The sequence below is a fragment of the Cupriavidus sp. FW216-B1 genome (assembly GCF_058789195.1).
In genome coordinates this window covers 30367-42291 of record NZ_JBYTEL010000023.1, presented here as the reverse complement: position 1 = coordinate 42291, position 11925 = coordinate 30367, and the positions used below count along the sequence as shown (strand labels likewise).

Genomic DNA, 11925 nt, shown 5'->3' with positions numbered 1-11925 from the left:
CGGCGGACGGCGTTTCGCTCAAAGCGCCGTGCGCGCGGCGGCGATCGCCGCGCGCACCTGCGCCGGCGCGGTGCCGCCGACATGGTCGCGCGCCGCGACCGAGCCTTCCAGCGTCAGCACCGCGTGCACGTCGTCGCCGATCAGCGCGGCCTTGTCGCCCAGGCCGGTGGCCTCGCGCAGCTCGGCCACGGTGAGGTCGGCCAGGTCGCAGCGGCGGTCGTCGCAGGCGCGCACGGCGTGGGCCACGGCTTCGTGCGCGTCGCGGAACGGCAGGCCGCGCTTGACCAGGTAGTCGGCCAGGTCGGTGGCGGTGGCGTAGCCCTGCAGCGCGGCGGCGCGCATGTTGTCGGGCTTGACGGAGATGCCCGGCACCATGTCGGCGAAGATGCGCAGCGTGTCGGCCACGGTGTCGACCGTGTCGAACAGCGGTTCCTTGTCTTCCTGGTTGTCCTTGTTGTACGCCAGCGGCTGGCCCTTCATCAGCGTCAGCAGGCCGACCAGGTGGCCGTTGACGCGGCCGGTCTTGCCGCGCGCCAGCTCGGGCACGTCCGGGTTCTTCTTCTGCGGCATGATCGAGCTGCCGGTGCAGAAGCGGTCGGCGATGTCGATGAAGCCCACGCGCGGGCTCATCCAGATCACCAGTTCCTCGGAGAAGCGCGAGACGTGGGTCATCACCAGCGCCGAGGCGGCGCAGAATTCGATGGCGAAGTCGCGGTCGGACACGGCGTCGAGCGAGTTGCGGCACACGCCGTCGAAGCCAAGCTGCTGCGCCACGAACTCGCGGTCGATCGGGTAGCTGGTGCCGGCCAGCGCGGCGGCGCCCAGCGGCAGGCGGTTGACGCGGCGGCGGCAGTCGGCCATGCGCTCGGCGTCGCGCGTGAACATCTCCACGTAGGCCAGCAGGTGGTGGCCGAAGGTGACCGGCTGCGCCACCTGCAGGTGGGTGAAGCCGGGCAGGATGGTGCCGGCGTTCTTCTCGGCCAGGTCCAGCAGCGCGCCGCGCAGCGCGCCCAGCAGGCCGATGATGGCGTCGATCTCGCTGCGCAGCCACAGGCGGATGTCGGTGGCGACCTGGTCGTTGCGCGAGCGGCCGGTGTGCAGGCGCTTGCCGGCGTCGCCGACCAGCGCGGTCAGGCGCGCCTCGATGTTGAGGTGGACGTCTTCCAGGTCGAGCTTCCACTCGAAGCCGCCGGCCTCGATCTCGGCACGGATCTGCGCCATGCCGCGCTCGATCTCGGCACGGTCGGCCTCGGCGATGATTCCCTGCTTGGCCAGCATGGCGGCGTGCGCGAGCGAGCCCTGGATGTCGAACAGCGCCAGGCGCTTGTCGAAGAACACCGAAGCGGTGTAGCGCTTCACCAGGTCGGACATCGGTTCGGAGAAGCGGGCGGACCAGGCTTCGCCTTTCTTGGCAAGTTGGGAGGTCATGGGCGGGTAAGGCTGGGTTGGCTCGCAGGCCGGCGGCGGCACCGCGGCGCGAGCGGGAAAATCGGGGAAACAGCGATTATATCGCTGCCGCCGCCTTCCCAGCCCGGCTTGTGGCTGGCGCCGGCGGCAGGCCGCGCGGACGCCGGCGGCGCGCCGGGGCCGGCCGGGCGGGCGCGCCGCGGCGCCGATGGCCGGCGGCGGGTGATGCCTGCGGCACAAGACCGGCGCGGGCCGGCGCGCGCGAGCCTGCCGCGGCCCGAACGGAAACCCGGGCCGGGCGGACTGGCGCCGCCGAGGCCCCGGCGGGGTCGGCGGAATCGGCGGAATCGGCGGAATCGGCGGAACCCGCGGAACCCGCGGAATCAGCCGCTGTTGCGCAGCCCCGCCGCCACCCCGTTGATGGTGAGGTGGATGCCGCGCCGCACGCGGATGTCGTCGCCGTCCTTGCCCGAGCGGTAGCGCTTGAGCAGCTCCACCTGCAAGTGGTTGAGCGGGTCGAGGTAGGCGAAGCGGTTCTTGATCGAGCGCGCCAGCAGCGGGTTGTCGGCCAGGCGCTCCTGGCGCCCGGTGATCAGCGCCAGCATGTCGCAGGTCAGGTGCCACTCGGCGCTGATGCGCGCGAACACGGTCTTGCGCAGCGCCGCGTCCTCGCACAGCGCGGCGTAGCGCGAGGCCACCGCGAGGTCGGTCTTGGCCAGCACCATGTCCATGTTGGACAGCAGCGTGGAGAAGAACGGCCACGACTTGACCATGCGCCGCAGCGTGGCCTGCGCCGCCTTGCGCGCCTTGTCGTCGGGCGCCGCGTCCAGCACCGCCCTGACCGCGCTGCCGAAGCCGAACCAGCCCGGCAGCAGCAGCCGGCACTGGCCCCACGAGAAGCCCCACGGAATCGCGCGCAGGTCCTCGATGCGGCGGTGCTTCTTGTCCATCAGCTTGCGCGAGGCCGGGCGCGAGCCGAGGTTCAGGTCGGCGATCTCGGTGATCGGCGTGGTGGCGAAGAAATAGTCCTTGAAGCCCGGCGTGTCGTAGACCAGGTCGCGGTAGGACGCGAAGGCGCGGTCCGAGAGCCGCTGCATCATCGCCTCGAACGCGGCCAGCTCCTTCGGCGCGTTCTGCGTGGGCAGCAGCGACGCTTCCAGCGTGGCGGCGATCACCGTCTCCAGGTTGCGCCGGCCGATCTCGGCGTTGGCGAACTTGCTGTTGATGATCTCGCCCTGCTCGGTCAGGCGGATCTGCCCGTTGACCGTGCCCGGCGGCTGCGACAGGATGGCCTGGTAGGTCGGGCCGCCGCCGCGGCCGACCGTGCCGCCGCGGCCGTGGAACAGGCGCAGCTTGACCTTGCGCTGCTCGAACAGCTGCACCAGCGCCAGCTCGGCCTTGTACAGCTCCCAGTTCGAGGTCAGGAAGCCGCCGTCCTTGTTGGAGTCCGAATAGCCCAGCATCACTTCCTGCTCGCCGCCGTGGTGGGCGATCACCGGGGCGAAGCCGGGCAGCTCCAGCAGCGACTGCATGATGCCGGCGGCGTTGCGCAAGTCCTCGATGGTCTCGAACAGCGGGATCACCATCAGCTCCATGCGGGCCGGGTCGGTCTTGCTGCCGAGCGTGCCGCGCAGCATGCCGGCTTCCTTCTGCAGCAGCATCACCTCCACCAGGTCGGACAGCGTCTCGGTGTGCGAGATGATGTAGTTGCGCGCCACGCGCGCGCCGTAGCGGGCGCGCAGCTGGCGCGCGGTGTCCAGGATGGCGAGTTCGCTGCGGGTCTGCTCGGAGTAGGTGTGCCACGGCAGCGTCAGCAGGCGCGGCTGGCGCAGCTCGGCCAGCAGCAGCTCGAGCTTGCGCGCCTCGGGCAGGCCGGCGTAGTCGGCCTCCACGCCGGCGGCGGCGAACAGCTCGGCGATCACGGCTTCGTGCACGTCGGAGACCTGGCGCATGTCGATCGACGCCAGGTGGAAGCCGAACACGGCGATGGCCTTGGCCAGCGCGTCGATGCGCGTGCGCGCCAGCGCCGCGCCGTGGTGGGCGCGCAGCGAGTCGGTCACCACCTGCACGTCGGCGGCGAACGACTGCGCGTCGGCGTAGGGCGCGGCGTCGGCCACCGGGTGGCGCGGCGCGGCCTGGCCGTTGATGGCCAGGCAGGTGGCCGCCAGGCGCGCGTAGATGCCGATCAGCGCGCGGCGGTAGGGCTCGTCGGCGCGATGGTCGGAGTGGTCGGGCGAGATGTCGGCCAGCGCCAGCAGCTCGGGGCTGGCCTCCACCATCAGGCTGGACATCGACAGCTCGGCGCCGAGCGCGTGCACCTCGTCCAGGTACCACTCCAGGATCAGCGACGACTGCTTGGTCGCGGCCTGCTCCAGCGTGGCCGCGGTGACGTTGGGGTTGCCGTCGCGGTCGCCACCGATCCACGAGCCCATCTGGAAGAACGGCGCGAGCTGCGCCGGGCCGGCGGCGGCCGGCGCGCCCTTGTGGCGGCGCGAGGCCGGGAACACCGCGGCGATGTCCTCCTCCAGCTCGCTCATCAGCTGCGGGATGCCGCGCAGGAAGCAGGTGCGGTAGTAGGACAGCGCGTTCTCGATCTCGTCCACCACCATCAGGCGCGTGTTGCGCAGCATGCGGGTCTGCCACAGCGTGGTCACGCGCGCGCGCAGCAGCGCGGTGTTGTGCTCGCGCTCGCGCGCGGTCATGGGCAGGTCGCGCTCGGCCAGCAGGCGCGCGATCTCGCGCTCGGCGTCGAGGATGCTCTTGCGCTGCACCTCGGTCGGGTGGGCGGTGAGCACCGGCACGATCAGCGCCTCGTCGAAGAACTGGCGCAGGGTCTTGCCCGACACGCCGGCCGCGTCGATGGCCTGCAGCGCGCGCGCCAGGCTGCCCGGCTGCGCCGGCGAGCCGGCCAGCGCGTGCACGCGGCGGCGGCGGTTGTGGTGCTGGTCCTCGGCGATGTTGGCCAGGTGCGAGAAATAGCTGAACGCGCGCACCACCCAGTTGGTCTGGTCGCGCGACAGGCGCTTGAGCAGGCGGTCCAGCTCGGCGCCGGCGGCGCGGTCGTTCTCGCGGCGAAAGCGCACCGCCATCTGGCGGATGGTCTCGACCAGCTCGAAGGCGGCCTCGCCTTCCTGCTCGCGCACGCAGTCGCCCAGCAGGCGGCCCAGGAAGCGGATGTCCTCGCGCAGCGGCACGTCCTTGTCGCTGGCGCGGCGGGCCGGCACCGGCGCGGCGGTGGCGTTCGCGGCACTGGCGGCCTTGGTGGGCCTGGTGGGCCTGGTGGCCTTGACGGGCTTGGCGGCGTCGGCGGATCGGGGGAGCCGGGCCGGTCTGGCGCCGGCGGCGGGCGGGGCGGGGGGGCTTGCGGGAACCGTGGCCAGGGCCAGGGCGGCATCGGGGGCGTCGGCCCGGCTGGCGGCGGTCTGGCGCCGGCCGGCAGGGCGCGCGGCTTGCTGCGTCATGCAATCTCCTGTTGTCTCGTCTCTCTTATTCGTCGCCTGGAGCGGCTTGGGGTGCGTGCTAACATGCGCGGATGCAAGCATCCGTTCCCCAGTCTTCCTCCGGCGCCGCGCCGCGCAAGCTTGTCATCGCCTCCCGCGAAAGCCGTCTGGCGATGTGGCAGGCCGAGCATGTGCGTGCTGCGTTGCAACAATACTATCCCGCGTGCGATGTGTCCATCCTGGGCATGACGACCCGCGGAGACCAGATTCTAGACCGCACGCTGTCGAAAGTCGGCGGCAAGGGGCTCTTCGTCAAGGAGCTGGAGATCGCGATGGCCGACGGCCGCGCCGATCTCGCCGTGCACTCGCTCAAGGATGTGCCGATGGAGCTACCCGCCGGGTTTGCGCTGGCCGCCATCATGGAGCGCGAGGACCCGCACGACGCGCTGGTGTCGGCGCGCTTCGGCTCGCTCGACGAGATGCCCGCCGGCACCGTGGTGGGCACCTCCAGCCTGCGCCGCGAGGCCGCGCTGCGCGCGCGCTACCCGCACCTGGAGATCCGCCCGCTGCGCGGCAACCTCGACACGCGCCTGGCCAAGCTCGACCGCGGCGACTACGCCGCCATCATCCTGGCCGCCGCCGGGCTCAAGCGCCTCGGGCTGGCCGGCCGCATCCGCGCCGTGCTCGATCCGGTCAGCTCGCTGCCGGCCGCGGGCCAGGGCGCGCTGGGCATCGAGATTCCCGCCGGCCGCCCCGAGCTGGCCGCCTGGCTTGCCCCGCTCAACCACGCGCCCAGCGCGCTGGCCGTGACCGCCGAGCGCGCCGTGTCGCGCCTGCTGGGCGGCTCCTGCCAGGTGCCGCTGGCCGCCCACGCGCGCTGGGACGGCGCGCAGCTGCGCATCGACGCCTTCGTGGCGCTGCCCGACGGCAGCCGCAGCGTGCGCGCCAGCGCCGCGGCGCTGGTCGCGGGCGACGACGCGGTGGCCCGCGCCGAGGCGCTCGGCAGCGCCGTCGCCCGCGACCTGCTCGACCAGGGCGCCGCCGGCATCCTGGCCGCGCTGGCGGATCCGGCTTCGCCGCAAGCTCCCGCCTGAGGCCGGCCCATGCCCCGCCCGACCGTCGTTGTGACACGACCCGCCGGGCAGTCCCGGCAACTGACCGAGGCGCTCTCGGCAGCCGGCCTGGACGTGCTCGGCTTTCCCCTGCTGGCGATCGGCCCCGCCGCCGACGAAGGCCCGCTGCGCGCCGCGCTGGCGCAACTGGCGGACTTCGCGCTGGTGGTCTTCGTCAGCCCCAATGCCGTGGCTTTCGCGCTCGACGCGCTGGCCCAGGTGCAGGACAAGCCCGCGCCGCGCTGGCCCGAGGCCGTGCCGCTCGCGGTGGTCGGCCCGGCCAGCGTGGCCGCGCTGGCCGAACGCGGCATCGCCGCGCCCGCCTGCCGCGTGATCGCGCCGGCGGGCAGCCATGCGCATGAGGCGGACGGCGCCGGCCTGGCCGACAACGGCGACGGCGCCGACAACGAAAACGGCAATGGCAACGGCAACGACAGCAGCAACGGCAACGACGGCGGCGACACCCGCTTCGACTCCGAAGCCCTGTGGCAGCAGATCGACAGCCAGCTCGGCGCGGCGGCGCTGGCCGGGCGCCAGGTCCTGATCGTGCGCGGCAACGGCGGGCGCGACTGGCTGGCCGAGCGCCTGCGCGGCGCCGGCGCCGAGGTGCGCGCCGTCGAGGCCTACCGGCGCTCGGTGCCCGCGCCCGGCAGCATGCAGTGGCAGGCCGTGCGCGACGGGCTCAAGCCGGGCGCGCCGCCGCAGGCGTGGCTGCTGACCAGTTCCGAGGCCGTGCGCAATCTCGACGGCATGGCCCGCGAAGCGCTCAGCCCGCAGGAGCTGGCGGGCCTGCGCCAGGTGCAGTGCATCGCGCCGCATGCGAGAATCGCCGAGCAGGCCGCCGCGCTGGGCTTCGCGCACGTGCTGCGCGCCGCGCCGGGCGACGAAGGCCTGCTCGCCGCGTGCCGCCAGTGGGCCCAGGCCCACGCCGGCCCGCCCGCGCCGATGCCGGCGCCGGCATCGGCACCGTCCGCCGTGGCAACGGTGGCGCCGCCGCCGCCGGCCTTGCCGGACAACGCTTCCTCCGCCATATCGTCAACAACGCCAACGAAGGCCGATCGCGTGACGCAAGAACATACCGCTACCGCTCCTCCCGCCACCAGCCCGCCACCCGCGGCGCCGCCCGCCCGCGGCGCGGCGCGCGTCAGTCCGTGGTGGCTGCTGCTGGTCCTGCTGATCCTCGCCATCGGCGGCGGCTTCTGGTGGCTGCAGAACCGCGTCGAGCACCTTACGCAGGAACTGGCGCGGCGCCAGCAGAGCAACGACGCGCTGGTGCAGGAAACGCGCGTGTTGTCGCGCAACGCGCAGGACACGGTCAAGGAGCTGCAGGCCAAGGTCGGCGCGCTCGACGGCCAGCTCGGCGAGGCGCGCGACAAGCAGTCCGCGCTCGAACAGGTCTACCAGGACCTGATGCGCAACCGCGACGACTGGGAAATCGCCGAGATCCAGCAACTGCTGACCAACGCCGGCCAGCAGCTCCAGCTGACCGGCAACGTGCAGGTGGCGCTGGCCGCGCTGCAAAGCGCCGACACCCGCCTGGCGCGCACCGACAAGCCGCAGTACAACCTGCTGCGCCGGGCCATCGCGCGCGATGTCGCGCGCATGAAGGCGGTGCCGGACACCGACCTGACCGGCGCCGCCATCAAGCTCGACGAAGCCATCAACCAGGTCGACACGCTGCCGCTGCTGTCGAGCGAGCGCATGCTCGAGCGCAGCGAGGCCGACGCGCGCAAGGCGGAGGCGACCACCAGGGCCGAGGCGAAGCCCGACAAGGGCAATACGAAGAACGTGGCGCGCAGCGCCGCCGCGCCGTCGGTGGGCAACGCCGTGGCCGGCTGGTTCGGCGGCCTGTGGGACAGCGTGCGCGACGAGCTGACGCAGGTCATCCGCATCCGCCGCGTGGACGACGCCCAGGCGCTGCTGCTGACCGGCGACCAGGGCTGGTTCCTGCGCGAGAACGTCAAGCTGCGCCTGCTCAACGCGCGGCTGGCGCTGCTGTCGCGCAACGAGCCGGTGTTCCGCAACGACCTCGCCGCCGCGCAGGCCATGATCGGCCGCTATTTCGACACCAAGTCGCGCCGCGTGCAGGCCGCGCTGACGCTGCTCAAGCAGGCCCAGGCCGGCGCGGTGTCGGTGCAGCTGCCGACGATGGCGGAAAGCCTCGGCGCGCTGCAGGCGCTCAAGAAGGAGTAGCGCATGCGGCTTCTGTTCTGGGTGGCGATCCTCTTTGGCGGCGCGGTCGGACTGGCGCTGTTTACGCAATTCAACCAAAGCAACGTGGTGCTGTTCTACCCGCCGTACCGGGTCGAACTCTCGCTCAACCTCGCGCTGGCCCTGCTGCTGCTGGCGTTCTTCGTGGTCTGGACCATCCTCACCACGGTGCGGCACCTGTCGGAGATGCCCGGGCGCGCCGCCGCCTACCGCGAGCGCAGCCGCATGAACCGCGCGCAGGCCGCGCTGCGCGAGTCGATCGAGAACCTGTTCGCCGGCCGCTTCGCGCGCGCCGAGCGCACCGCGCGCGAAGCCCAGGCCTGGCCCGAGCAGGCCCAGACCGCGGCGCTGATCGGCGCGCGCGCCGCGCACCGCATGCAGGAAATGGAGCGGCGCGACGCCTGGATGGCGCAAGTCACCGACCCCGAGCGCGAGCAGGCGCGGCTGGTGTCGATGGCCGAGCTGCTGGTCGACGCGCGCGACGCCGAAGGCGCGCTCGAGACCATCGCGCAACTGCAGTCGCAGGGCGCGCGCCAGATCCACGTGCAGCGCATCGCGCTGCGCGCGCACCAGCACCTGAAGAACTGGTCCGAGGTGCTGCGCCTGGCGCGCTCGCTGGAAAAGCGCAACGCCATCCACCCGGTGCTGGCGCTGCGCCTCAAGCAACTGGCCTGCGAAGCGCTGCTCGAAGAGCGCCGCCACGACGCCGAGGCGCTGCAGGACCTGTGGCGCTCGCTGTCGGCCGACGAGCGCCGCGCCGCGCGCATCGCCGAGCCCGCCGCGCGCTACTTCGCCGCGCTGGGCCGCCAGGACGAGGCGCGCAAGATCGTGGAAGACGCGCTCAAGGTGAACTGGGACAGCCGGCTGGTGCTGCGCTATGCCGAATGCGCCGAGCCGGGCCACGCGCTGCCGCAGATCCAGCAGGCCGAGAAATGGCTGGCGCAGCATCCGGTCGATGCCGACCTGTATTTCGCGCTGGGCATGCTGTGCCTGGGCGAGAAGCTGTGGGGCAAGGCCCAGTCGAGCTTCGAGCGCGCGCTGCGGTACGCCGACGACGAATCGCAGCGCCGGCTGCGCGTGCGCGCGCACCTGGCGCTGGGCCGGCTGTACGAAGAGACCGAGCGGCCCGAGGAAGCGCAGAAGCACTATCGCGAAAGCGCCATGCTGGCGGCGTAGCGAGGTAGCGGCCGCCGCGCCGGGCGCTCATCCGGCCGGTTTGCCGCCCGCGTCGTCGGGAATCGCCCCCGCCTCCGACTTTGTATCCGCCTCGCCCGGACTGCCGTCCGGGCGTTTTTCCTTCACCACCGCGTAACGCGCGAGCGTCTCCCTGCGCGCCACGTCGTGCTGCACGAGCGGGCGCGGGTAGTCCTCGCCGAGCTTCACGCCGGCGGCGGCCAGCACGTCGTCGGGCGCGGTCCACGGGGCGTGGACGTACTTGTCCGGCAGCCGCGCCAGTTGCGGCAGGTACTTGCGGATGAAGCGCCCCTGCGGATCGAACTTCTGCGATTGCGTGACCGGGTTGAAGATGCGGAAGTAGGGCTGCGCGTCGCAGCCGGTCGAGGCCGCCCACTGCCAGCCGCCGTTGTTGGCGGCCAGGTCGAAATCGTTGAGCTGGTCGGCGAAATACTGCTCGCCGCGCCGCCAGTCCACGCCGAGGTCCTTGACCAGGAAACTGGCCGCCACCATGCGCAGGCGGTTGTGCATGTAGCCGCTCTGCCGGATCTGCAGCATGGCCGCGTCCACCAGCGGGTAGCCGGTGCGGGCGTCGCGCCAGGCCTGGAAATAGCGCTCGCCGGTGTCGCCCCCCACCCAGCGGATGGCGTCGTAGGCCGCATGGAACGCCTGTCCGGCGGCCACGCGCGGATGGTGGTGCAGGATCATGAAATAGAAGTCGCGCCAGATCAGCTCCGACAGCCACGTCGCCGCGCCCGCGCTGTCGGCGCCGCCGTGCAGCACCGCCTCGTGGGCCGCGCGCGCCAGCGTGCGGATCGAGAGCGTGCCGAAGCGCAGGTGCACCGACAGGTAGCTCGGCCCGCGCAGCGCGGGAAAGTCGCGCCGCCGGGCGTAGTCGCCCATGCGCGCGAGGAAGTCGCCGAGCAGCGCGTGGGCGCCGGCGCTGCCCGCCGGCATGGCGATCTCGGCCAGGTTGGATGGCGCGAAACCCAGCGCGCGCAGCGTGGGCAGCGCCCGCGCGTGGGCCCTGGGGACCGGGGCGAGCGCCGGCAGGTAAGGCTCGACCGGGTAGGGCTTGAGGTCGAACGGCAGCAGCGCCTTGAGCCAGGCGTTCTTGTACGGCGTGAACACCGAGAACGGCGCGCCCTGGCCGGTCAGGATCTCGTCGCGCTCGAAGACCGCCTGGTCCTTGAAGGTGAAGAAGGCGCGGGATGCCGCCGCCAGCGCCTGGCCGACGTCGGCATCGCGCGCCTGCGCGGCGGGCTCGTAGTCGTGGTTGGCGAAGACCGCCTCCGCGTCCAGTTCGGCGGCCAGCGCGGGGATGGCCGCGCGCGCCGCGGCGTCGAGCACGATCAGGCCGCCGCCGGCCGCCCTGAGGGCGGCGTCCAGCGGCGCCAGCGAGGCGAGGATGAACTCCACGCGGCGGTCGGCGGCAAGGCCGCGCGCGCGCAGCGCGGCGAGGATCTCGCGGTCGAACACGAACGCGCACCACACCCGGCGGCAGTGCTTGAGGGCATAATGCAGCGCCGCGTGATCGTCGGCGCGCAGGTCGCGCCGGAACCAGACCAGGCCGCGTTCGAAGCGCCGGTCGATCCGGTAGGGCTGGCGCGTGCCGGCGGGCGGGGTGGGCAAGATCGGCGTTCCTCGGGATTGAAGCCTGCTACCCTAGCACACGGGCGGCCGGAGGCCGCGCCGCGGCGCCGGTTTTGCATGCCGGTGCATATACTTCCCGATTTTTCCAGCATTCCAGACAGCAAGAAGCAAGACATGGCCACCACACTCGACCGCATCCTCCAATCGCAAGGCTTCGGCACCCGCCGCTACTGCGGCGACCTGATCGGCGCCGGCCTGGTCGAGGTCGACGGCGTGCTGTGCGAGGACTCGCGCGCGCAGTTCGAGATCGACGGGCTGCGCCTGACCGTGGACGGCGAGGAATGGATCGGCCACACCAAGGCCTACCTGATGCTCAACAAGCCGGTCGGCTACGAATGCTCGCAGCGCCCGCGCCACCATCCCAGCGTGTACAACCTGCTGCCGGTGCCGCTGCGCCAGCGCGAGGTGCAGGCGGTGGGCCGGCTCGACCAGGACACCACCGGGCTGCTGCTGCTGTCGGACGACGGCCAGTTCATCCACGCCCAGACCTCGCCCAAGAAGAAGGTGCCCAAGGTCTACGAGGTGACGACCGCCGAGCCCGTCACGCAGGCCCAGGTCGACGCGCTGTTGGCCGGCGTGCAACTGGAGGACGAGCCGGCGCCGCTTGCCGCCGTGGCCTGCGAGGCCACCGGCGAGCGCGGCCTGCGCCTGACCCTGTCGGAGGGCAAGTACCATCAGGTCAAGCGCATGGTGGCGGCGGCCGGCAACCACGTGGAGGCGCTGCACCGCAGCGCCATCGGCGGGCTGGTGCTGGAGCCGGCACTGGCGCCGGGCGAATGGCGCTGGCTCACGCCGGACGACCTCGCCGCGCTGACGCGCAAGGAGTAGGGCGCGCGGCAACGCGCGCCGGGGCCGGAAGGGTGTTCATGTTGCAGTGCGGCATGGGCGAATCTTTTCCGGACGGACGGCTTTGATTTGATAAAATGCAG

At 72.3% G+C, this 11925-nt stretch carries 7 protein-coding genes; 4 read left to right on the top strand and 3 right to left on the bottom strand.

Translation table 11 applies throughout. From position 1 onward, the window contains the following. Positions 1-18: 18 nt before the first annotated feature. Entirely contained in the window at positions 19-1428 is a 1410-nt protein-coding gene (gene argH, locus AC3WXD_RS29900) for an argininosuccinate lyase (RefSeq protein WP_492325274.1), read from the bottom strand. A gap of 362 nt (positions 1429-1790) precedes the next feature. Continuing rightward, the gene (gene ppc, locus AC3WXD_RS29895; protein WP_492325273.1) at positions 1791-4868 is read right to left on the bottom strand and encodes a phosphoenolpyruvate carboxylase; all 3078 of its coding nucleotides are present in this window, start codon (positions 4866-4868) and stop codon (positions 1791-1793) included. Positions 4869-4939: 71 nt separating this feature from the next. Here ppc and hemC point away from each other — a divergent pair, with 71 nt between their 5' ends. From hemC to AC3WXD_RS29880, 3 genes are read left to right on the top strand one after another with little or no spacing between them, the layout of a single operon-like run. Continuing rightward, the gene (hemC, locus tag AC3WXD_RS29890; protein WP_059411100.1) at positions 4940-5941 is read left to right on the top strand and encodes a hydroxymethylbilane synthase; all 1002 of its coding nucleotides are present in this window, start codon (positions 4940-4942) and stop codon (positions 5939-5941) included. A 9-nt stretch (positions 5942-5950) separates the two neighbouring features. Continuing rightward, entirely contained in the window at positions 5951-8152 is a 2202-nt protein-coding gene (hemDX, locus tag AC3WXD_RS29885; RefSeq protein WP_059411102.1) for a fused uroporphyrinogen-III synthase HemD/membrane protein HemX, read from the top strand. A gap of 3 nt (positions 8153-8155) precedes the next feature. Next, positions 8156-9346 (top strand): heme biosynthesis protein HemY, encoded by a 1191-nt coding sequence (locus AC3WXD_RS29880; protein WP_059411104.1) that lies wholly within the window; start codon positions 8156-8158, stop codon positions 9344-9346. A gap of 27 nt (positions 9347-9373) precedes the next feature. Here the strand turns inward: AC3WXD_RS29880 and AC3WXD_RS29875 are convergent, their stop codons facing one another. Further along, positions 9374-10975 (bottom strand): cryptochrome/photolyase family protein, encoded by a 1602-nt coding sequence (locus AC3WXD_RS29875; protein ID WP_492325272.1) that lies wholly within the window; start codon positions 10973-10975, stop codon positions 9374-9376. Between the two features lie 135 nt (positions 10976-11110). Here AC3WXD_RS29875 and AC3WXD_RS29870 point away from each other — a divergent pair, with 135 nt between their 5' ends. Then, on the top strand, positions 11111-11824 hold the full coding sequence (locus AC3WXD_RS29870) for a 16S rRNA pseudouridine(516) synthase (protein WP_492325271.1): 714 nt from the start codon (positions 11111-11113) through the stop codon (positions 11822-11824). Positions 11825-11925 lie beyond the last annotated feature (101 nt).

What these genes read in the sequence shown, in the direction of transcription:
- ppc (WP_492325273.1), bottom strand. Translation starts at nt 4,868, where the DNA reads ATGACGCAGCAAGCCGCGCGCCCTGCCGGCCGGCGCCAGACCGCCGCC.
- hemDX (WP_059411102.1), top strand. Translation starts at nt 5,951, where the DNA reads ATGCCCCGCCCGACCGTCGTTGTGACACGACCCGCCGGGCAGTCCCGG.
- argH (WP_492325274.1), bottom strand. Translation starts at nt 1,428, where the DNA reads ATGACCTCCCAACTTGCCAAGAAAGGCGAAGCCTGGTCCGCCCGCTTC.
- hemC (WP_059411100.1), top strand. Translation starts at nt 4,940, where the DNA reads ATGCAAGCATCCGTTCCCCAGTCTTCCTCCGGCGCCGCGCCGCGCAAG.
- AC3WXD_RS29870 (WP_492325271.1), top strand. Translation starts at nt 11,111, where the DNA reads ATGGCCACCACACTCGACCGCATCCTCCAATCGCAAGGCTTCGGCACC.
- AC3WXD_RS29880 (WP_059411104.1), top strand. Translation starts at nt 8,156, where the DNA reads ATGCGGCTTCTGTTCTGGGTGGCGATCCTCTTTGGCGGCGCGGTCGGA.